The organism is Blautia sp. AM42-2, assembly GCF_003480245.1.
GTDB lineage: Bacteria > Bacillota > Clostridia > Lachnospirales > Lachnospiraceae > Fusicatenibacter > Fusicatenibacter saccharivorans.
In genome coordinates this window covers 341800-363640 of sequence record NZ_QUIM01000002.1, presented here as the reverse complement: position 1 = coordinate 363640, position 21841 = coordinate 341800, and the positions used below count along the sequence as shown (strand labels likewise).

Below are 21841 nucleotides of genomic sequence, written 5' to 3'. Positions count from 1 at the left end.
CTTCTGCAAAATTGTCTGTCCTGTAAATTACAAAATTTTCTTTACTCTTCTGTTGTCTCTTCCTCAGCCTGCGGCTCAACCTCAAGACCAAGCTCTTCCAGCTGTGCTGCGTCAACCGGTGACGGAGCCTCGGTCATCAGACAGGAAGCATCTTTTACCTTCGGGAATGCGATGACGTCGCGGATGCTGTCCTCTTTTGCCATCAGCATAACGAGACGGTCCAGTCCGTAAGCCAGTCCGGCGTGAGGCGGAACTCCGTATTTGAAAGCATCCAGAAGGAAACCAAATCGCTCATGTGCCTGTTCCTTTGTGAAACCAAGCATCTCAAACATCTTCTCCTGCACATCGTTCTGGTGAATACGAACGCTTCCTCCTCCGATCTCAGTGCCGTTCAGGACGATATCGTAAGCTTTTGCACGAACTGCGCCCGGATCGGTATCCAGAAGCGGCAGATCCTCGTCCATCGGCATGGTGAACGGGTGATGCATTGCGGTGAAACGGTTCTCCTCATCGGACCACTCCAGAAGCGGGAACTCGGTAATCCATACGAAACGGTATTCGTTCTTGTCGAGAAGTCCCATCTGCTCTGCCAGTTCCAGACGAAGTGCGCCAAGAACGTTCCAAACAATCTTGTTGCGGTCTGCTGCGAAGAGAAGAAGGTCTCCAGCCTGTCCGTCCATGGCTTTGATGAGGGCTTCCATCTGCTCCTCTGTCATAAATTTGGAGAAGGAAGATTTCCAGCTTCCATCCTCATGGATTGCAATGTATGCAAGACCTTTTGCACCGTAACCTTTCGCAAACTCAACGAGCTTGTCGATTTTCTTTCTCGGCATTGCGCCCTGTCCCTTTGCGTTAATACCGCGGACAGAACCGCCGTTTTCAAGTGCGCCCTTAAATACAACGAACTCGGTATCTTTTACGGTCTCGGAAACATCAACCAGCTCCATACCGAAACGCAGATCCGGTTTGTCGGAACCGAAACGGTTCATAGCCTCTTTCCAGGTCATTCTCTGGATCGGGAGCTGTACCTCAACGCCGAGCACCTCTTTGAACAGGTGTGCCAGCAGTCTCTCATTGACATCGATAACATCATCTACATCAACGAAAGCAAGCTCCATATCGATCTGGGTGAACTCCGGCTGACGGTCAGCACGCAGGTCCTCGTCACGGAAACATTTTACAATCTGGATATAGCGGTCATAGCCGGAGCACATCAGAAGCTGTTTGAACAGCTGCGGAGACTGCGGCAGTGCATAGAAGCTGCCCGGATGAACACGGCTCGGTACCAGATAGTCTCTGGCGCCTTCCGGTGTGGATTTGGTCAGCATCGGGGTTTCGATCTCAAGGAAACCTTCTTTTGACATGAACTCACGGGTGAGCATTGCCACCTTGCTTCTCATAATCAGGTTTCTCTGGATATCCGGGCGGCGCAGATCCAGGTAACGGTATTTCAGACGGAGCTCTTCTCTCGTCTTAGAATCCTCCTCGATCGGGAACGGCGGGGTTTCTGCCTCGGAAAGGATGCGTAAGGACTCAGCCTTTACTTCAAGTTCTCCTGTTGCCAGATTCTCGTTTACCGCACCGGAGCGGGCCATGACTTCGCCTTCTACGGCGATCACAAACTCGCTGCGCAGTTTTGCTGCTTTTTCAAAACCTTCCTCACTGATCGGGCCGTTCTCAAAGATGATCTGCATAATACCGCTTCTGTCGCGCAGATCGACGAAAATAATTCCGCCTTTATTACGGCTCTTCTGTACCCAGCCCATCAGGGTTACTTTTTTTCCGATATCTGCTTTTGTGACTTCCGCACAGCGGCAGGTTCTCTTCAGGCCTTTCATGGATTCAGCCATTTTCTTGTTCCTCCTATTTGGAACTGCGGACACAAAGAATCTGCATCCGCAGCACATCGTTTTTTCATGCGATTACTATTATTGGATATTCCTTACATTTTGTCAACAAAAAATTCTTCGATCTCAGTGTAGCCCTCGCTGGCAAGCTGCTCTTTCTGGAATTTCTTGTTCTTCTTCATCACGGCGATGTTGATGGCCGTGCCTTCACTTCTCTCTTTTGTCGCCTGCTGAATGATCTTCTGCATTCCCTCTGCCGGCATGTTTTTCTCGATCAGGTACGCTTTTTTCTTCTGTGCGCCCGGGATCTGGTAATCTCTCTCAAGCAGAAGCATAACGATACGCTCAAATCCGATGGAGAATCCGCATGCGCAGGTCTGGTTTCCGGTGAATTTTCCGATCATTTCATCGTAGCGTCCGCCGCCTCCGACAGATCCGCCGTACTCATCCATAGCGATCTCGAAGATCGGTCCGGTGTAGTAGGACATTCCGCGCACCAGAGTCGGATCGAAAGCGATCTTGAATTCTGCGGTCTTCACGGCATTGACACTGTCGATGATGGTCTTCAGGCCGTCTGCGTACTCTTTGTCAAGGAATCCCTCGAGTTTCTCACGGCAGTACTCTACGCCTGCGGTATCCGGGGTGATTTCCTCGAACATTTTCAGGTATTTCTCTACGGACTCTTTTGCAAAGCCGGCTTCCTCGAGCTCTTTGGCAACGCCCTCAAAACCGATTTTATCCATCTTATCGAGGATAATAAATACGGTGTCATAGGACTCCTCCGGGAATCCGCTGTAGGCTGCCATTGCTTTTAAGATACGGCGGTCATTGATACGGATCGTAAAGTTCTTGAAGTCCAGTTTTCCAAGCAGTGTGGTGGTAGCAAGGATCAGCTCAATCTCTGCGAGGTTGGTCGGCTCGCCGAGGATATCGATATCGCACTGCATGAACTGGCGGTATCTTCCTCTCTGCGGACGGTCTGCACGCCATACATTTCCCATCTGAAGTGCTTTGAACGGGGACGGAAGCTCGTTTGCGTTGTTGGAATAGTAACGGCAGAGCGGAACGGTCAGGTCATAACGCAGGCCGCTGTCTACGAGATCGTTTTCTTTCTCAGCGGTCTCGAGTTTCAGCTTCTCTCCTCTTTTTAAGATCTTGAAAATCAGTTTCTCATTCTCGCCGCCCTGTTTGCTGTTCAGGTTTTCGATGTGCTCCACGCATGGGGTCTCCATGGAGGTAAAGCCGAAGGTTCCGTAAGTTTCCTTGATCAGACGGATCACGTAGTCACGGATTGCCATTTCTTTCGGTAAAATATCTTTCATTCCGGTAACCGGTTTCTTTTTTAATGCCATTTTCTGTTTTCTCCTTTATGATTTCCCGTATCAATTCATCGACATCAGAAAGCTCGATCGCTTTCCGGCTGCCGCTGTGGATCACTCTCTGAAATGCCAGGAACATTTTCAGATCGAAATTTTTGACTTCTTCTGTCATAAGCTCCATCGCCTGTTCCCGCGTAAACGCACTCCGGTACGGGCGGTCGGAGGTCAGCGCGCAGTACACATCACAGATGCGTAAGATACGCGCCCCAAACGGAATCTTTTCTCCCGCCAGATTGGCCGGATACCCGGTTCCGTCATAATTTTCATGGTGATACAGAATACTCTCCAGCACAAAATCGGAGTAGCCGCGTCCCTGCAGGAGTTCATAGCCCAGTGTGGAATGGGTCCGCACAAAGCGCATCTCCTCAACGACGAGCGTATCCTGTTCTTCTACGTAATTCTCCAGTACAATCTTTCCGATATCGTGGAGAACGCCCGCTTTTGCAAGCTCATAGCAGATTTCTTTCTCATACCCAAGTTCCCGCGCAAGATCGTAAGCTAAATTGCTCACTTCCATGCCATGGATGAGCTGCTCGGTCAGGGTATAGCGCAGCATGTGAAGCTGCTGACTGGAATTTTCTTTCATTTTGGCAGATACTTCTCCATTCCGATACGTTTTCTCTCGATCATTTCATCGATACGCTCCACGTAGTTTTTCAGATCCTTCACGTTCTCCACCCGCTCAATGCGCTCTCCGTGTTCAAACACGAATTTCGTGGACGCTCCGGCTCCCGCGGCCAGAATGGACTGTTTTTCCTCCATAATGAGGATGTTGTAGATACCTGCTTTTCCTTCGCGGGAGTAGCCGACATTCTCAAAGTTACCCGCCATATTTTTCTGGCGGTACATGTAATACGGTCCCATCTCCATGCGATGTGCGCTGTCCATCGTCATTTTCATGATCTCGGCAGAGTTTTCAAACGAGATTTCCTGATATTTGTCTTTGAACAGGTTGAGTCTCGTTGCACGCTTTAACGCAAGGGAATGGACGGTCAGGGAATCCGGATTCAGCGCTTCCACTTTTTCCAACGTATGCGCCACTTTTTCCTTGTCCTCGCCCGGCAGACCGACAATCAGATCCATGTTGATGTTGTCAAATCCAAGGGAACGCGCCATACGGAACTTCTCCTCGATCTCCTCCACGGTATGGTGGCGTCCGATCAGATCCAGCGTTTCCTGGTTCATGGTCTGTGGATTGATCGAAATACGGGTGACCGGGAATTTGCGGATGGCCTTTAAGACCTCCTCATTGATCGTATCCGGCCGTCCTGCCTCCACGGTGAACTCCTGCACCTGCTCCATCGGGAAGAGCTCTGTCACTTTCGTGAGCAGGCGCTCCATCTGTGCCGCATTCAGCGTGGTCGGCGTACCGCCTCCGATGTAGATCGTATCAAGGGTGTAACCCTTCATGTTCTCACTGATAAAGATCAGTTCTTTGATCAGTGCATCGAGATACGGATCTACCATATGCTCCCAGCGGCTTAACACATGGGAGCCGAAGGAACAGTACAGGCAGATGCTCGGACAGAACGGGATGCCGATGTACAGGCTGTAACCGTGTTCGTAGTCGATCGTCTTTAAAATGTCCTTTTCCCGGTTGGCAATCGTGATCGCAAGTGCCGTCTTTTCCGGGCTGGTGTAGTAAGTTTCGCGCATGTATTTCGCAATCTCTACATTTTTTTTACCCTCTTCAAGCATCTTCATCGGAATTTTCGTCGGACGGATGCCGGTGAGATCGCCCCATGGAAGTTCTTTGCCGCTCACTTCGGAAAGCGTGCGGTATACCATCCGTTTCAGGACATTTTTCGTTTCATGGCGGTCTTTTTCATATTCCACCGCCTCACACTGCGAAGCGAGCGTCTCATGTTTCTCGTCTGCAATCGAAAAACAGATCTGATCCGCCTCGTATGTGATCGTATCATAATATGCAAATTTCCCGTCCAGCGCCCCATCCTCTTCGTACCATGAGGTAATCTCACAGCCCGGATAGAATGCCTTGATCAGGGAATACACATCGTATTCAAAATCTTTTCTGTTAAAACAAAGGCTGATATTAAGCAAGGGGATTGTACCTCTTTTCATGTTCAATCGTAGTTTCATCGTTGTGGCCCGGATACACGGTCACATCCCCGGGAAGCTCTTTTAACAGGCGCTTGACCGACGCGGTCAGCTCTCTGCCGGAGGATGTCGGGAAGTCGTATCTTCCGTAGGACTCGCAGAACAGCGTATCACCGGAAAAAAGTGTTTTCTCTGCCGGAATATAGTAGCAGACACCGCCTGCCGTGTGCCCCGGTGTCGCAAGAACGTGGATTTCAAAATCTGCGAGATGCAGCACATCGCCCTCTTTTACGGTTTTGTCCGCCTGCATCGTGTACGGTTTGCTCCAGAGCCCGGAAAGATTTTCCTTTGGATCCCCCAGCAGGTGCTGCTCTTTTTCATGGACATAGACCGGGATATGGTACTTTTTCCGCAGCGCATCCGCTGCCAGCATATGGTCGAAATGGCCATGGGTCAGCAGAATGGCCTCCGGGTCGCCGTCGATCTCGTCGATCTGGCGTTCAATCTCCAGCGGCGAATCGCCCGGGTCCACGATCAGCACCTTCTGGCTGTCCGGATTTTCCACAACGTAGCAGTTTGTCGAGAGCATTCCAAGTGCCCGGTAATTTACCTTTATCATACGCTTTTCTCCTTTTTATCCTCTCGATCTCTGAATATCAATCACGCTCTCCACCTGGCGCACCTTCTCGATGATGCTGTTCAGCTCTTCGTTGTTGTGCACGTCGAACGTCACATCGATGGAAGCCGTTCCCTGCTTGCTCGTTCTCACGTTCATCGCCGCAAGGTCGATCTTCCGCTCGGTAAAGATCTTGGAGATATCCACCAGAAGACCGGTACGGTTGTTTGCGTAAACGCTGATCTCCACGGTATAGAGAGAGCCGCCGTTGTCCTCTGCCTGCCATTCAGCATCAATGAGGCGCACCCGCTCAGATTCCGGCAGATTCAGGACATTGACACAGTCGGTGCGGTGAATGGTCACGCCGCGTCCTCTTGTGACAAAGCCCACGATCTCATCGCCCGGGATCGGATTGCAGCATTTTGAGAAGCGAACTGCCACATCGTGGATACCGCGCACGACGATGCCGCCCTTGCTCTTTCCAACCGGCAGAACTTTCTCTCCGGATGCCGCCTCGAGCACCTGCTCGTCGGTGATCTCTTTTTTATGCTGCTTTTCGTACGTCTCAATCAGCTTGTTGAGGACCTGGCCCTCTTTTAAGCCGCCGTGGCCGATGGCCGCAAGAACGGAATCCCAGTCGCGGAAGCCGTACTTTCTCATGACAGCCTCTTCGTACATCGGTTTCGTATAGATTCCAAGGTTTTTGCCCTTCAGCTTTGCATAGTTGGTGAGCATTTCCTTGCCTTTGACGATGTTGTCCGTCTTGTTCTGCTGGCGGAACCACTGGTTGATGCGGCTCTTTGCCTGGGAACTCTTCGCAATTTTCAGCCAGTCGCGGCTCGGTCCCTTGGAGTTCTGCGAGGTGATGATCTCGACGCGGTCTCCGTTGTGAAGTTCCGTCTCGATCGGCACGAGTTTTCCGTTGACCCTCGCTCCGACCATCTTGTTGCCGACCGCACTGTGGACGGAGTAAGCAAAGTCGATGGCACAGGAGCCGACCGGAAGCGTTTTGACATCGCCCGCCGGGCTGAAACAGTAAACATTGTCGGCAAACAGGTCGAGATCGCTCTTTAAGAGGTTCATGAACTCATGGTTGTCCGCCATGTCCTGCTGCCACTCCAGAATCTGGCGCAGCCAGGTCAGTTTTTCCTCTTCCTGCTCCGGTCCCGGTTTCTTGCCGTCGGAGGCCTCTTTGTATTTCCAGTGTGCAGCGATACCGTATTCTGCAATCCGGTGCATCTCATAAGTACGGATCTGAATCTCAAACGGCTGTCCGTTCGGTCCGATCAGGGTTGTATGCAGGGACTGGTAACGGTTTGGCTTCGGCATCGCAATGTAATCTTTGAAACGGCCCGGGATCGGCGTGTACATTTCATGGATGACACCGAGCGCTGCATAGCAGTCTTTGACGGATTCCACGATGATGCGGACCGCAAAGAGGTCATAGATCTGATCCAGCGTCTTGTGCTGGTTGACCATCTTTTTGTAGATGCTGAAAAAGTGCTTGATTCGTCCGTTGACATCTGCCTCAATGCCGGCCTGGTGGATATGACGGGTCACCTCTTTTACGATCGCATCGACAAACTCCTGCCGCTGCTCCCGCTTCATGCTGACCTTCTGCACCAGTTCATAGTACGCATCCGGCTCCAGATATTTCAGAGAAAGGTCATCGAGTTCGACCTTGATCTTGGAAATACCGAGGCGCTGTGCGATCGGGGCATAGATATCCATCGTCTCACGCGCTTTTTTCTTCTGCGTCTCCGGCGACCAGTACTGTGCGGTCCGCATGTTGTGCAGACGGTCCGCCAGTTTTACCAGAATAACGCGGATATCCTTTGCCATCGCAAGGAACATCTTTCTCAGGTTTTCTGCCTGCTCCTCGACCTTATCCGCAGAATATTTCAGCTGTGCCAGCTTCGTGACACCGCTTACAATCAGGGACACCTCCGGGCCGAACTCCTCGGTCAGCTCTTCTTCGGTCATGACGGTATCTTCGACAACGTCGTGCAGAAGGCCTGCCGCGATCGACTCCTTGTCGAGCTCCAGATCTGCCAGGATAATTGCCACACAGAGCGGATGGATGATGTACGGTTCCCCGCTCTTTCTTTTCTGGTCCTTATGTGCATCCGCTGCCACGCGGTATGCTTTTTCGATCAGGGAAATATCGTCCGATGGATGATATTTTTTCACAGAAGCGATCAATTCCCCGTATAATTCCTCCGGACTTGTAAAATCGTCCGTCTTGCGGATTCTGGCTTCTGCCGCCGCCACATCCTTCTTTAATTCTTCTTCACTGATTCTTTTCTCTTCTTCCATATGTATCCTCCGCTCTCATGATTAACCCCTGCGTTTCGTTGGATACGTTATTTGCCATCGTAACGGATGACAGATTTTACATCATATTTTGCCAGTTTTTCGCGTCCTTTTAAGCCGGCAAGCTCCATCAGGAACACGATTCTGGTTACTTCGCCGCCGAGGCGCTCGATCATTTTTGCACAGGCTTCCACGGTACCGCCGGTTGCAATCAGGTCGTCGATGATGACTACCTTCTGGCCCGGTTTGATGGAGTCTTTGTGCATCTCGATCGTTGCGCTGCCGTACTCCAGGTCATAGCTCTCCTCGACGGTCTCCAGAGGAAGTTTTCCTTTTTTACGGATCGGCACGAACGGTTTGTGCAGATTGTAAGCAATCGGCATACCGAAAATGAAGCCGCGGGACTCGGTTCCGCAGATTACATCACAGTCTACTTCTTCTACAAAATGCTGCATCTCATCTATGGCAAGCTGCAGTCCGTCTGCGTCCTGCAGGATACTCGTTACATCTCTGAAAATAATACCCGGTTCCGGGAAATCCGGAATACTTCTTACGTAATCCTCTACTTTTTTCATAAAATATTCCTCCGTTTCGTCAAGGTTTGACAATTCACCTTACAGTATAGCATCAATATTCTTCTGCGTCAATTTCGTTTCCGATAGAAAACAGGGCAGAAAAATCAGGTATTTGCGGCTTTTCTGCATCTTTAAAAATAACTCTGGATATTGATCTGTAATTTGTCGCGTCCGTTCCACGTATCGATCGACGGATAGTACGCTACCGAGAGGGCCGGATGTGCATCCACGTATGCGGCGAACGCTTCTCCCTCGCCGAAATAGACACCATCCATCTGGTATCCGCCCGCATCGGCAAGCTGTACTTTCACCACGTTTCTATTCTTTCCAAAAATGCGGTAATTTAATACAGTCAGTCCTTTCTGTGCGAACAGCGGTTTCGTGTTGCCTTTTCCGAACGGCTCCAAGAGACTTAACTGGCGGATCAGATTTTTGGTGATGTAGGTGATCGGCATCGGCACATCGATCACGACTTTTTCGACGAAATCCTCTTCCGTCAGCGTGGAATTATCGTTCAGTGCCCGGCGGAACGGTTCGATCATCTCCTCTCCTGCGAGGGAAAGGCCCGCAGCCATCGGGTGGCCGCCGAATTTCGTCATCAGTTCTTTGCATTTGCAGAGCTCCTCATACATCGAATACGCTTCGATCGAGCGGCCGGAGCCCTTGACGCCCTCCTCACTTCTGGTGAGTACGAAGGATGGTTTGTGGAAGTGCTCCCGCAGGCGACCTGCGATGATTCCGGCAAGGCTCTCGTGGCAGTCCGGCAGATAGACGACGAGGACTTTGTCGTTCTGCAGCGGGGAGGTTTCCACGAGCTCGATTGCTTTCGCCTCACCCTGGCGCGTCAGCTCTTTGCGGCTTTCATTCAGGTCTTTCAAGTCCCCGGCAAGCTTTGCGGCCTCCTCACGTGTCTTTGCGCAGAGCAGTTTTAACGAATGCTCCGCCGTGTCAAGCCGTCCCGATGCGTTGATGCACGGGCCGAGAACGAAGCCGATGTGATACGGTGTCACGTTTTCCGCCTCGATGCCCTGCACACGGATCAGCTCCTGCAGGCCGAGGTTCTGCGTTTTATGGAGCGCCCGAAGGCCGGCTTTTACAAAAATCCGGTTTTCTCCCTGCAGATCCATCACATCACCGATCGTCGCAATGGCGACAAATTCCAGAAAGCGGAAGCTGTGCTCCTTTGGAATACCTGCTTTTGCCTCCATCGTCTGGATCAGTTTCCATGCGACGGCCGCACCGCAGAGGCCCGGAAACGGATAGGAACAGTCTTTCTGTTTCGGATTGACAACCGCGTCCGCCGGCGGCAGGATGTAGCGGCGTTCTCCGTTTTCATCCTCCTCAAACGGAACCTCGTGGTGGTCCGTCACAACAACCGTCATGCCAAGCTCTTTTGCCAGACGGATCTGACTGCCCGCCGCGATGCCGTTGTCACAGGTGACGATCGTGTCCCGCCCCTCATCCGCGGCAAACTGCACAAGATGCTCATTTAAGCCGTATCCGTCTGCAATCCGGTCCGGGATACGCACATCCACATCGGCACCGAGATCTTTTAATCCGGTCAGCAGAATATACGTTGCCGTAACACCGTCGATGTCGTAGTCCCCGATGATGCGGATCGGCTTTTTCTCCCGGATTTTTTCTGCGATCAGATCTGCCGCGCGCTCCATATCCTTCATCAGCAGCGGATCATGGAGCTGCTCCAGATCACCGAAGAGATACTCTTCGATCTCTTTCTCCCCGGTCACATCCCGGTTCCGGATCAGGCGGGCGATGACGGGATCGATGCCGAACCGGTCCGCAATTGCCTGGAAATCGGCGCGTTTTGCCGAAACTACCCAGCGTTCTTTCTTCATATGTTCTCCTCTTTCCTGTTAGCAGGAAACGCCGGACTTTTCCGGTCCGGCGTTTCTCTTTTTATGGTTTTGCTGCTTTTATTTATTTTTTGTCTTATTCTGTACTGCTTTGGACGGCACATATTTGTTTTTTCCAACGTGCTTCATCACATACCACAGGGCACCTGTGATGCAGACAGAAGTGTAAGCTCCGCATACGATACCAACCATCAGAGGTGCTGCAAAGTCGCGGATGGAAGAAACTCCCATCACGAACAGAACAAAGATGGTGATAAAGGTGGTGAGGGAACTGTAAATGCTTCGGGTCAGGGTGTCCGTGATGCAGCGGTCAACCAGGGACTCAATCGGCTCTCTCTTTAACTCCGGCAGATTCTCACGGATACGGTCGAAGATGACGATCGTACTGTTGATGGAATAGCCGAGGATCGTCAGCATACACGCGATAAAGGTGCTGCCGACCGAAATACGGGATACCACATAGAATCCGAATACAATGGCGATATCGTGCATCAGTGCAAGGATGGCACTCGATGCGAAACGGATGTCGCGGAAACGGATCCAGATGTACAGCAGCATGCAGACTACAGCGATGATAACTGCTTTCATCGCATTCTGGCTCATCTCTTTACTTACAGTAGAAGAAATGTTGTCGAAAGTGATTTCAGAAGTATCGACACCGAAATTGTCTGCCATTGCCTGGTAAACCTGCTCACGCTCTTCCAGAGTCAGAGAACGTGTTTTGATGATGACATTGTTGCCTCCGACAACCTTTGTCATCTGAATATTGGAATCTTTTGTCACGCCTTCCACAACCGGCTCTACCTCTTTGTCCAGCTCTTCGATGGAGTAATCCTCGTTGAACGGAACGTTGATGGAAGTACCGCCCTTGAAGTCAAGGCCGAAGTTCAGTGCGCTTCCCTTTGTCTGATGCATGAAAATCATGCTGGCCGGAACGGCAAGCAGCAGAATGCAGGAGATCGTGAAGAAGATCTTTCTCTTTTCCACAAATGGAAATCCCTTGCGTTCTTTCTTGGTTCCGTAGTATTTCGCATCCTTCAGTCCCATACCGTACAGGCTGTTGACCAGCAGTCTGGAAACAACCATGGCGCTGAACATGGAAAGAACAATACCAAGAGCAAGTGTCATGGCGAATCCGCGGACACTTCCGCTTGCGAGTGCATACAGAACGGCTGCTGCAATCAGAGTCGTTACGTTTCCGTCCAGGATGGCGGAAGTTGCCTTCTTGAATCCGTCGCGGATTGCTGCATGAACTGTCTTTCCGGCACCGATCTCCTCCTCGATACGGGCGTAGATGATAACGTTCGCATCGACTGCCATACCGATCGACAGGATAACACCGGCGATACCAGGCAGAGTCAGGGTCAGGTCAAATGCATTTAAAGAAATCAGGTTCAGCTCAACGTAAATGAGCAGTGCCCATCCGGCTGCAATACCAGGCAGGCGGTATACAACTGCAAGGAAAATGATGATCAGGATAATGCCGATCGCTCCTGCTTTCACGCTGGTGGAAACAGCTGCAGATCCAAGCTGTGCTCCAACGACGCTGGAGTTGATCTCCTCAAGTTTCAGGGAAAGGGAACCGATACGGAGGGTGGATGCCAGGCTGGTTGCTTCATCCCAGTCCATGTTTCCGCCGGAGATGACTGCAGTACCATCGGAAATCACAGCGTTTACACTCGGTACACTGACGAATTTCTCATCATAGTAGATACCGATGCTCTTTCCTGCGCTGTAGGCTTCCTGGGTTGCGTCTGCAAATTTCTGTTTTCCTTCGTCGGTCATTTTCAGCTGAACGACGCTCTCGGTTGCTTTTGTGGTGGAGTTCTGCTGATGCATGGCTTCTGCGCTCTCCACATCTTTACCGGTCAGAACGACGGAGCCGTCCTCCTCGAGCTCTTCGATAGTTTTTCCGTTCAGAACGTACTCGCCGGTCGAGCTGTCGTAGGTGTAGTTTTCTGTTCCGTCATCGTTGGTCTGTTTGATGAAATACAGGCTTCCCGGTTTACCCATCTCTTCCAGAATGGTGGTTGCATCGGTTGCACCCGGGATTTCAATGGTGATACGGTTGTCGCCCTGCAGATATACCTGTGCCTCTTCGCTGTACTGCTGCGCACGCTGTTCCAGCTTGTAGCGGGTATCTGACATTTCTTCGTCTGTCGGGTTGTCCTTTACGGCCTGATAGGTAATGCTGACACCGCCGGACAGATCCAGACCCAGGTTGATGTTCTTCATCGAACCGGTTCCGGTAGGACCCCATCCTTTGATCATCGTCCATCCAAGAAGCACTGTTACAATGGCTGCCAGGACGAGTGCGATGATACTCTGTTTCTTCTTCATCATGTCGCGATTTTCCTCTTTTCTTTAATCTTCGGCCAGAGCTGCCTTTATCATCAATGCACACTCGATCCGTTTCTGCTGCATCTTGCATCCGATCTCGTAAACATCGTTGATCTTACCTGTGAAATTGTAGGAGTTTGCCGCGCATCCGCCGCTGCAGTAGAACCGTGCAAAGCACTGGCTGCACTCCTTCTTGGAATAAACGTTGCATTTTTTGAATTCGTTGACAGTTTCTGTCTTTTTCACGCCTTCGTAAACATTTCCGAGGCAGAAATCTTCCTGTCCTACGAACTGGTGGCACGGATAGAAATCGCCCCACGGTGTTACCGCAAGGTACTCGGTTCCGGAACCGCAGCCGGAAAGACGTTTATAAACACATGGTCCGCCGGTCAGATCGATCATAAAGTGGAAGAAATTGAAGCCTCTTCCCTCTTTTTCCCTCTTGATCATCTCTCTTGCCAGAATGTCGTACTGTTCGAAGATCACCGGAAGGTCTTCCTCACGGATCGCATAGTCCTCGGTCGGAGGCGCTACAACAGGCTCAACCGAGATCTGCTTGAAGCCGAGGTCTGCCAGATGGAGAACATCAGCTGCAAAGTCTGTGTTGTAATGCGTGAAAGTTCCGCGCACATAGTATTTATCCTGATGACGAAGCTCAGCGAATTTCTGGAATTTCGGCACGATCAGATCGTAGCTTCCGGCACCTTTGCGGAACGGACGCATGTGATCGTGAACTTCTTTTCTTCCGTCGATACTTAACACGACGTTGCCCATCTCTTTATTGCAGAACTCCATGACCTCGTCGTTTAAGAGAACACCGTTGGTGGTCAGTGTGAAACGGAAGTTCTTGTTATGTAACTTCTCCTGTTCTCTTCCGTAGGCTACGAGCTGTTTTACAACATCCCAGTTCATCAGCGGTTCACCGCCGAAGAAATCTACCTCGAGGTTTCTTCTGCTGCCGGAGTTCGCGATCAGGAAATCAAGCGCTTTTTTGCCGACTTCCAGGGACATCAGTGCACGTCTTCCGTGATACTCGCCCTCTTCTGCGAAGCAGTAACGACAGGCAAGGTTGCAGTCGTGTGCAATGTGGAGGCAGAGTGCTTTTACGACGGTCGGACGGTTGGAAAACTGATCAATTGCGTTTTCGTAGATGTCTTTTGTAAAGAGCATGCCGTTGTCTGTAAGTTCCTGAATTTCTTCTCTGGCTTCGGTGATGTCCTGCTCGGCATATTTACTGCTAAGCGCCTCTGCTGCCTCTTCTGCATTTTTTCCTTCGTTCATGCAGGAAAGGACATCGTATACGCAGTCATCCACAACATGGACGGAGCCGCTGTTGACGTCCAGCACCATGTTGAAGCCATTGCTTTTATATAAATGTATCACTGTGGTATTCCTTTCTATAACTCTCTCTTTTTTTGATGTGCCTGGCAAAAAGAATGTTCCCAAATCCGGCGAAACCGGTTCTGGGAACACCTTTTACTCGTCCTTATGGATTACTTTTACTTATGCTCGCAGCTCTGGTTGCCTACGGTGCAAGAAGTCTTACATGCGGACTGGCAGGATGTCTGGCACTCACCGCATCCACCTTTTTTTACAGTGTTCTGTAAGCTTTTTGTATTTAAAGTTTTGATGTGTTTCATGGCACATTCCTCCTTCATTGTAGTTGACGCGCGACTTTTTTATAGTCTTCGGCCATTAGCTCTTCCCATTATAGCATAGGTTTTTCAAATTTAAAAGTCTGTTTTTTGAAAAAATGTTCTGTTTTGTCCGCTTTTATCTGCCGTGTGCCGTCATTCCGCCTGCCATTCCGCCGACGGCACAGACTGCTGCCGCCCACAGAAGTCTTCCGGCTCCGGCAAATCCGCCCGGCAGGAAGACTGCGGAGACGATGATCAGAATGGCAAAATACACGATTCCAAAGCAGATGCCCCAGAGAAACCGCCGTTTTCCCGCCATGTTTCCTGCCATTCTTCCGCCGGAAAAGCTTGATGCCAGATAGATCACCACAATGCCCGCCTGCACCCAGCTTTCCTTCCAGGAAAATTTCCAGAGCAGGAAAGACAGCAGCAAAAGAAGAAGCACCGAGATCAGATAGGAAACGAGAAGAGCCTTCAGCCAGCCGATCCCGCTGCCCGCACTCACCGCCCATGTTTTCTTTTCTTCCATAAGAAAAAGCCCTCCCATACTGTAAATGTATGGAATGGCTTTTTCGGATATGCCTGTTTCTTTATTCTTCGTCAAACGGATGATTCTTTTTGAATTCCAGCCATGCGGCCATGCTCTTTGCGCGTTTCGCCTGCATCTGAAGGAATGCCATGCAGAACATAACGGCTGCAGAAAGTGCGGAGCTGATCGCCAGCGGAAGCACCATCGTCTCATCGCCGGTGTTGACCGGGATGCTGCGGATGCTTGCAGTGGTCTGTGTCTTCTTCTGCGGAATCTTTGTGCTTCCGGTATTGGAATTGGAAGAGCTGTTGTTACTGCTGCTCTTCGACGGTGTGGCTGTCGGAGCCGGAGTAGATGTCTTATTCGTTCCGTAGTTGTCCGGTCCTACAAGGATCGTTCCTGCGGCACGCAGCGTACTTACGTCATCGGCTGCACTTGCTGTCATTTCACCGGCACTCAGGTTGGATTTCTGCTCTGCAGCTGCAAGCAGTTCATGCTCGCCTTCGTCCGCCGTCTCAGCTTCTGCTGTTTCCGTCTGCTCCTCTGATACAAGGCTTCTGGACAGACTTACTGCCATCGGCTGGATCAAAAGAGAGACATCGGAGACCAGATAGCCTTCTTCTGTGCTGTCCGTACCGGATGGATTGGAAATTTCATCGAAATTTTTTACGGTTTCGTTTTCTTTCTGAATTTCATCTTTTACAAGATCATCCAGATTTTCATCCTGTTTCCACTGGTCCGATGATGCATCATTTCCCGTTCCGTTCTGGTTATCCTGGTTTGTATCATCTGCTGCAGGATCGTCTTTTGCTGTATCATCCGGGGCAGGTGTCACGGTTGGATCTTCTGCCGGAGTTTCCGGATTCTCCGGATTTTCACTGTCATCGGTATTCTCGCCCGGTGCTGTCGTCGGAGTTACTTCCGGCGTTACGGTCGGTTCCGCATCCGGTGTCGGAGCTGCCGTTGGTGTATCCCCTGTATCTTCTCCGTTGTCCGCATCCGGTGTCGGAGTTGCCGTTGGTTCCTCCGCCGGCGTTACGGTCGGCTCTGCGTCCGGCGTTTCCGTCGGTTCTGCGTCCGGGATCACCGTTGGTTCTGCGGTCGGCTCTGCATCCGGCGTTTCCGTCGGACCCGGAGTTGGTGTTACGGTATCTTCTGCCGCATCCGGTGCCGGAGACTCGCCTGGCGCAAGCGTTGGTGTTTCCGAAACCGTTTCTTTTGCTTTTTCTGCTGCCAGAACAGCCTCATATCCGGCTTCTGTCACCACGATTTCATCTGCCGCAAAAACGGTATCTGTTACTCTTCCCCAGAAGTCTGTTTTCTGCTGTTTCTTTCGATACGTTTCCAGCTCTTTTTCATCCATGCCGACGAATACCAGATATTTTTCTGCTGCTTCCTCCGCTGCCGTTTTGCTGGTATCTGCAGCAGTGTTTTTTTCGGTTGTTTTCCCGTCCGCCTGCAGTTCTGCCGCTGCAACTGCAAGAAGCTCCTGTGCTTTTTCCACGGTTTTTACTGCTGTCTCTGCCGTTGTACCGTCTGCCGTATCATCGCCGGTTTTCAGATTCACATAAACGGCTGCCCGTTTTGTCTTTGTCTCTGTACCGTTCTCCGTTCCGGAGACAGTTTCGTTCTGTACTGCGCTTTTTTCCGTTCCTGCCGATGCGCTGGCATGGAGCGGAACTGCATCGGAAAATACCAGTGTGCCCGCAAGGACAGCACCCATCACTTTCCATGCCTGTTTTTTCTTCATTGCGTTTCTCCTTATGTTCTCTTGGTCTATCCTAAAAAAATCTGTCTTTTTGTGTCATAATTTCGCATTACAGCATTATAGCACAAGAAAGAATCCCGCGCAAGGCTGAAGTCGCCTTGAAACGCGGGATTCGTTACAGTTCACAGGTTCCCTGCGAACTGTAACATTCGCAGCCCTCATTGAAAGTTTTGCTTCGCAAAAGGAGGGCTGCTCACACCTGAATCACTTTCTTACGCAGTGAAACAGCAAGTGTTTCACTGCTGGGTGAACAGTAACGCGGGATTCTCATCTGCTTTTATCGCTTTTTAATTTGTTTCCATTCTCGTTGTCGTAAGCTGATCCGGGGATAAATTCAGGATTTCCATAAACTCATCACCTGTGATCGTCTCTTTCTCATACAGATATTTTGCCAGCTCGTGGAGTTTCGGCATGTTATCTTTTAAGAGCTGCTCTGCTTTGTCGTACTGTTTTCTGACTGCTGCAACAACCTTCTCATCAATCTGTGCTGCTGTCGATTCGGAGCATGCCAGGGAAGTGTCGCCGCCGAGGTACTGGTTCGTTACCGTCTCAAATGCAACCATACCAAATTCCTCGTTCATACCGAAGCGGGTGATCATGGATCTTGCCACCTTCGTTGCCTGCTCGATATCGTTCGAAGCACCTGTCGTGATGGAATGGAACACCAGATCCTCTGCCACACGGCCGCCGGTCAGCGTTGCAATCTTGTTTTCCAGCTCTTCGCGGCTCATCAGGTTGTGCTCATCTTCATCCACCTGCATCGTATAGCCGAGGGCGCCGGACGTACGCGGGATAATGGTGATCTTCGTAACCGGAGCGGAATGGCTCTGCAGTGCTGCGACGAGTGCATGGCCGACCTCGTGGTAGGAAACGATCAGTTTCTCTTTGTCGGTCATGATCTTATTCTTCTTCTGGTATCCGGCGATGACAACCTCAACGCTCTCCTCCAGATCCGCCTGGGTGACGAATTTTCTTCCATCACGGACGGCACGGAGTGCTGCCTCGTTGATCATATTGGCAAGTTCTGCACCAGAAGCACCGGATGCCATACGTGCGATCGCATTGTAATCGACATTGTCGCCCACGCGGATGTTTTTCGCATGGACTTTCAGGATTTCCTCACGGCCTTTTAAGTCAGGCAGTTCAACCGGCACACGGCGGTCGAAACGGCCCGGACGAAGAAGTGCCGGGTCCAGGGAATCCGGACGGTTCGTCGCTGCCAGAATGACAACGCCTTTCTTTCCATCGAATCCATCCATCTCGGCAAGCAGCTGGTTCAGGGTCTGCTCACGCTCGTCGTTTCCGGAGAATCCGCCGCCGTCACGTTTTTTGCCGACGGTATCGATCTCATCGATAAAGACGATACACGGTGCTTTCTCATTTGCCTGCTGGAACAGGTCACGCACCTTCGCAGCTCCCATGCCGACGAACATCTCGACAAACTCAGAACCGGAAATGGAGAAGAACGGAACATTTGCCTCTCCGGCTACTGCCTTTGCAAGCAGCGTTTTACCGGTTCCTGGAGGGCCGACAAGCAGTGCTCCTTTCGGCATTTTTGCACCAATTTCTTCATATTTTTTGGGATTATGCAGGAAGTCAACAATCTCCTGTAAAATTTCTTTTGCCTCATCCTCTCCGGCAACATCTGCAAATTTAATGCCGGTTTCGGACTGTACATAAACCTTGGCGTTGCTCTTTCCAAAGCTCATCGCATTTCCCATGCCGCCCATCATCTTGCTCGTCATGCGTTTCATCAGCCACTGTCCGAGCGCAACCATCACAACGATCGGTATTACCCATGTTAAAAGAAATTCCATGAGCGGCGACATCTGCTCTATGATCGGCGTTCCAAATTCGGTAATACCTGCCTCATATAAACGGTCTACCAGCTTGTAATCATTCATCACACCCGTCTTATAATAATTCGCCGGGCTTGATTTGTCGCTGAAAATAATCTCATTTGACTGGATCTGGACTTCGCTGATTTCGTTGTTATCTACCATCTGCAAAAATTTTCCGTAATCAACTTCTGTTACTTTGGGCTCGAGAAGTCTCGGGAAAAGCAGAAGATTTAACAGCAGAATGACGATCAGCGCAATCACATAATAAAAAATTATGGGTTTTTTCGGTTTCTGCACCTGCTTCATCTGTATCCCCTCCTGTTTCTTGATTTTCTTTCTTTTTTAGTAGCATAAACTTTTCTTTCGCTAAAATCAATCAAATTCTGACATTTCATGAAACTTTTATACTTTTTTATATTTTCGCTATAAAAAGGTAAGTTTCTTGCTTTTCCATCTGTTTTCGGCTATACTTGCGAAAGACTGGGAAAGTCTCTTTTTGAAATTTTGCCCCGAAATGACGGGGTTCATTCGATAAAAAAGCTATAGAAACGGAGGTTTTGTGTATGGGACACAGGTTTACATATGTGGTTTCGCCGGAGGAGGAACGGGAAAATCTGACTGTGGAATGGTTTCTCCGCCGGCATGGATATTCGCGCCATATTATTACGGGCTTAAAACGCACAGAGGACGGCATTTTCCGAAACGGCGTCCGCGCCTGGACGAGCCAGGCCGTGCACGCCGGGGATGTGATCGAAACGCACCTTGTCGAAACAGAACCCTCCGACGGAATTCTGCCGCGGCCGGTTCCGTTTTCGGTTGTGTATGAGGATGACGACATCCTCGTTGTGGATAAACCCGCTGATACGCCGATTCATCCGTCGATTGGAAATTATGAAAATACACTGGCAAACGGCATTGCATGGTATTTTGAACAGAAAGATGAACCCTTCGTCTACCGCTGTATCAACCGCCTCGACCGCGACACCACCGGCCTTATCGTGCTTGCCAAGCACGCCTTAAGCGCCGCCGTCCTCTCCCAGGCCATGCGCTCCCGCGAAATCCACCGCACGTATCAGGCCTTCGCCCTCGGCGAAACCGCTGCATCCGGCACCATCGACGCCCCGATCGCCCGCCTCAACGGCTCCCTCATCCAGCGCACCGTCGACTTTGCCTCCGGCGAGCGCTCCGTAACCCATTACCGCACCCTCGCGCACTGCTCCGTTTTCTCCCACCTCGAACTCAACCTCGAAACCGGCCGCACCCACCAGATCCGCGTCCACATGGCTTACATCGGCCATCCGCTGCTCGGCGATACCCTCTACAACAAAACTCCCGGCACTTTCCCCCGCCAGGCACTTCACTCTGCATCGCTCTCCTTCGTCCATCCGATCACCGGAGAACCCTTAAACTTCCACGCACCACTGCCGGAAGATATGCAAAACCTGCTGACATAAACCAACCCCCGTGAGTTGCCGCTCACGGGGGTTTTGTTGTCCCTGATGGAACTGTCATGTCTTTTTGCCGGTGACATTGTATCATACACAAAATTTAGTTTCAATCATCATTTTCATACAGTTCTGATTCTCGGTACTTCATCGATATGCAAATATTTGCTGATGCATTTCACAATCACATCATGATCCGAAACCTGTCCCATGCCGGACACTGCTACGGTTGCCACAACGCCGACTTCTTCCACGCAGATCGGAAAACCTCCGCCCAGCATTGCGTATTCCTTCGGGTCCAGTACCATCTGTTTTACGCTCTCCGGCGCATTCGTCGCTGCCATGTAAAGCTGCAGCGAACTCCGCTCCGTCAGAAGCACCGAATTGCTCTTCCGTCTCATCAGCTCCACATTATGCGGCGTAATGCCGTTATCGCAATACTGGAATACAACTTCCCCGTTGCTTCTGCGGATCATGATGCCAACCTGTGCTCCGCGCCGTCTTGCCTCCATCAGGATCATCGTTCCCAGTTCCCATGCGTCTGCATTTGTAAAATGCGTAAACTGCAGAATATCCTCCTGCATATCGAGCACTTTCATCAGTTCATCCATTGTCATTGTCATACTTTTGCCCCGTCCTTTCTGCCATTTTATATTTTTTTAGCTTTTCACCCCTCGTTTTCTGACTTTCAGTTTATCATTTTCCCAAATTCAAGTCAAGCCAGCCACCCCCGGCATTGGCTAACACGATATCACCGAAAAGCAAAAATTCCACGCCGCAGAAGTTCCCTCCCACAGCATGGAATTTCTCATTTTTATTTTTCTATCATAATACACTTCCGCGGGCAGTTCTCCGCGCAGAGGCCGCAGCCTGTACATTTTGCCGGGTCGATCTCCGCGCGCTGGTCCACAACGTGAATTGCATCCGACGGGCAGTTCTTCTCGCACTTCTTACATCCGATACAGCCGATCTCACACGCTGCCATCACCGCCTTGCCCTTCTCGGTTGAGCGGCATTTCACCGTGATCTTCTGCTCATACGGAATCAGGTCGATCAGATTTCTCGGACAGGCCTTCACGCAGGCACCGCATGCCTTGCACGCTTCGCCGTCCACAACGGCAATGCCGTTTTCAATATGGATCGCATCAAACTTACATGCCTTCACGCAGTTTCCAAAACCAAGACATCCGTTTCCGCAGCTCTTCGGACCGCCGCCCGGTACAAAACCGGCGTAGGAGCAGTCCCTTGCACCCGTGTATTCATACTTGTTCTTTGCCACGTCACACGTACCGGCGCACCGTACCACTGCTTTTCTGCGCTCCTGTGCTCCGGCTTCCTGTCCCATAATGGCACCGATCGCTGCCGCAACCGGAGAACCGCCGACCGGACAGACCGAAATCGGGGCTTCACCCTTTACCACTGCAGCCGCCGCTCCGTCACAGCCCGGGTAACCGCAGCCGCCGCAGTTGTTGCCCGGCAGCGCTTCACGGACCTTCGTCTCGCGCTCGTCCACTTCCACATAAAACTTCTTTCCGGCAATTCCAAGGAGAATACCAATCAAAAGGCCGGTTCCACCCACCATCAGGGTGGCTGCTAAAATACCATTCATCTCTTCATCC

General features: G+C 50.9%; 17 protein-coding genes. 1 reads left to right on the top strand and 16 read right to left on the bottom strand.

Translation table 11 applies throughout. The features are described from left to right. Positions 1–41 precede the first annotated feature (41 nt). The 14 genes from aspS to ftsH all read right to left on the bottom strand — a co-directional run bounded on the left by aspS (position 42) and on the right by ftsH (position 19083). Positions 42–1850, bottom strand: coding sequence for an aspartate--tRNA ligase (gene aspS / locus DW915_RS04775; protein WP_022461141.1), 1809 nt, complete (start codon positions 1848–1850; stop codon positions 42–44). A 92-nt stretch (positions 1851–1942) separates the two neighbouring features. Continuing rightward, positions 1943–3199 carry a histidine--tRNA ligase gene (gene hisS / locus DW915_RS04770; RefSeq protein WP_055227609.1) on the bottom strand — a complete coding sequence of 419 codons (1257 nt, stop codon included), beginning with the start codon at positions 3197–3199 and terminating at the stop codon, positions 1943–1945. After that, on the bottom strand, positions 3132–3812 hold the full coding sequence (locus DW915_RS04765) for an HD-GYP domain-containing protein (protein ID WP_117509249.1): 681 nt from the start codon (positions 3810–3812) through the stop codon (positions 3132–3134). Before DW915_RS04765 ends, hisS begins: the two co-directional genes overlap by 68 nt. Beyond that, positions 3809–5308 carry a coproporphyrinogen dehydrogenase HemZ gene (hemZ, locus tag DW915_RS04760; RefSeq protein WP_118741686.1) on the bottom strand — a complete coding sequence of 500 codons (1500 nt, stop codon included), beginning with the start codon at positions 5306–5308 and terminating at the stop codon, positions 3809–3811. Before hemZ ends, DW915_RS04765 begins: the two co-directional genes overlap by 4 nt. Next, a complete protein-coding gene (locus tag DW915_RS04755) occupies positions 5280–5903 on the bottom strand; it encodes an MBL fold metallo-hydrolase (protein ID WP_117801733.1) in 624 nt (207 codons plus the stop codon). The genes hemZ and DW915_RS04755 overlap by 29 nt, the downstream gene beginning before the upstream one ends. A gap of 15 nt (positions 5904–5918) precedes the next feature. After that, positions 5919–8216 carry a RelA/SpoT family protein gene (locus tag DW915_RS04750; protein ID WP_117801734.1) on the bottom strand — a complete coding sequence of 766 codons (2298 nt, stop codon included), beginning with the start codon at positions 8214–8216 and terminating at the stop codon, positions 5919–5921. Positions 8217–8263: 47 nt separating this feature from the next. Continuing rightward, the gene (locus DW915_RS04745; RefSeq protein ID WP_022461135.1) at positions 8264–8788 is read right to left on the bottom strand and encodes an adenine phosphoribosyltransferase; all 525 of its coding nucleotides are present in this window, start codon (positions 8786–8788) and stop codon (positions 8264–8266) included. A 131-nt stretch (positions 8789–8919) separates the two neighbouring features. Then, entirely contained in the window at positions 8920–10644 is a 1725-nt protein-coding gene (gene recJ / locus DW915_RS04740) for a single-stranded-DNA-specific exonuclease RecJ (protein ID WP_055265313.1), read from the bottom strand. 78 nt (positions 10645–10722) lie between these two features. Further along, positions 10723–13002, bottom strand: coding sequence for a protein translocase subunit SecD (gene secD, locus DW915_RS04735; RefSeq protein WP_118741726.1), 2280 nt, complete (start codon positions 13000–13002; stop codon positions 10723–10725). 24 nt (positions 13003–13026) lie between these two features. Next, positions 13027–14385 carry a thioether cross-link-forming SCIFF peptide maturase gene (scfB, locus tag DW915_RS04730; RefSeq protein ID WP_117509255.1) on the bottom strand — a complete coding sequence of 453 codons (1359 nt, stop codon included), beginning with the start codon at positions 14383–14385 and terminating at the stop codon, positions 13027–13029. A gap of 116 nt (positions 14386–14501) precedes the next feature. After that, positions 14502–14642: a six-cysteine ranthipeptide SCIFF gene (gene scfA, locus DW915_RS04725; protein ID WP_022461131.1), complete on the bottom strand. Its 141-nt coding sequence runs from the start codon at positions 14640–14642 to the stop codon at positions 14502–14504. A 133-nt stretch (positions 14643–14775) separates the two neighbouring features. Next, positions 14776–15168, bottom strand: a complete 393-nt coding sequence (locus DW915_RS15700) for a TIGR04086 family membrane protein (RefSeq protein WP_158581019.1) — start codon at positions 15166–15168, stop codon at positions 14776–14778. 61 nt (positions 15169–15229) lie between these two features. Beyond that, positions 15230–16918: a hypothetical protein gene (locus tag DW915_RS15695; protein WP_158581018.1), complete on the bottom strand. Its 1689-nt coding sequence runs from the start codon at positions 16916–16918 to the stop codon at positions 15230–15232. Between the two features lie 305 nt (positions 16919–17223). Continuing rightward, the gene (gene ftsH, locus DW915_RS04715) at positions 17224–19083 is read right to left on the bottom strand and encodes an ATP-dependent zinc metalloprotease FtsH (protein ID WP_055219468.1); all 1860 of its coding nucleotides are present in this window, start codon (positions 19081–19083) and stop codon (positions 17224–17226) included. 257 nt (positions 19084–19340) lie between these two features. Here ftsH and DW915_RS04710 point away from each other — a divergent pair, with 257 nt between their 5' ends. Continuing rightward, positions 19341–20231, top strand: coding sequence for an RluA family pseudouridine synthase (locus DW915_RS04710; protein WP_118741684.1), 891 nt, complete (start codon positions 19341–19343; stop codon positions 20229–20231). 113 nt (positions 20232–20344) lie between these two features. On the opposite strand, the gene DW915_RS04705 is transcribed toward DW915_RS04710, so the two are convergent. Then, positions 20345–20845, bottom strand: coding sequence for a heme-degrading domain-containing protein (locus DW915_RS04705; RefSeq protein WP_022461366.1), 501 nt, complete (start codon positions 20843–20845; stop codon positions 20345–20347). Positions 20846–21036: 191 nt separating this feature from the next. Further along, positions 21037–21831 (bottom strand): RnfABCDGE type electron transport complex subunit B, encoded by a 795-nt coding sequence (locus tag DW915_RS04700; protein WP_118741683.1) that lies wholly within the window; start codon positions 21829–21831, stop codon positions 21037–21039. Positions 21832–21841: the final 10 nt, after the last annotated feature.

Coding starts and splice junctions, on each gene's coding strand:
- DW915_RS04765 (WP_117509249.1), bottom strand. CDS start 3,812: ATGAAAGAAAATTCCAGTCAGCAGCTTCACATGCTGCGCTATACCCTG.
- DW915_RS04745 (WP_022461135.1), bottom strand. CDS start 8,788: ATGAAAAAAGTAGAGGATTACGTAAGAAGTATTCCGGATTTCCCGGAA.
- DW915_RS04700 (WP_118741683.1), bottom strand. CDS start 21,831: ATGAATGGTATTTTAGCAGCCACCCTGATGGTGGGTGGAACCGGCCTT.
- hemZ (WP_118741686.1), bottom strand. CDS start 5,308: ATGAAAAGAGGTACAATCCCCTTGCTTAATATCAGCCTTTGTTTTAAC.
- DW915_RS04710 (WP_118741684.1), top strand. CDS start 19,341: ATGGGACACAGGTTTACATATGTGGTTTCGCCGGAGGAGGAACGGGAA.
- DW915_RS15700 (WP_158581019.1), bottom strand. CDS start 15,168: ATGGAAGAAAAGAAAACATGGGCGGTGAGTGCGGGCAGCGGGATCGGC.
- recJ (WP_055265313.1), bottom strand. CDS start 10,644: ATGAAGAAAGAACGCTGGGTAGTTTCGGCAAAACGCGCCGATTTCCAG.
- DW915_RS04755 (WP_117801733.1), bottom strand. CDS start 5,903: ATGATAAAGGTAAATTACCGGGCACTTGGAATGCTCTCGACAAACTGC.
- ftsH (WP_055219468.1), bottom strand. CDS start 19,083: ATGAAGCAGGTGCAGAAACCGAAAAAACCCATAATTTTTTATTATGTG.
- aspS (WP_022461141.1), bottom strand. CDS start 1,850: ATGGCTGAATCCATGAAAGGCCTGAAGAGAACCTGCCGCTGTGCGGAA.
- DW915_RS04750 (WP_117801734.1), bottom strand. CDS start 8,216: ATGGAAGAAGAGAAAAGAATCAGTGAAGAAGAATTAAAGAAGGATGTG.
- secD (WP_118741726.1), bottom strand. CDS start 13,002: ATGAAGAAGAAACAGAGTATCATCGCACTCGTCCTGGCAGCCATTGTA.
- hisS (WP_055227609.1), bottom strand. CDS start 3,199: ATGGCATTAAAAAAGAAACCGGTTACCGGAATGAAAGATATTTTACCG.
- scfA (WP_022461131.1), bottom strand. CDS start 14,642: ATGAAACACATCAAAACTTTAAATACAAAAAGCTTACAGAACACTGTA.
- DW915_RS15695 (WP_158581018.1), bottom strand. CDS start 16,918: ATGAAGAAAAAACAGGCATGGAAAGTGATGGGTGCTGTCCTTGCGGGC.
- DW915_RS04705 (WP_022461366.1), bottom strand. CDS start 20,845: ATGACAATGACAATGGATGAACTGATGAAAGTGCTCGATATGCAGGAG.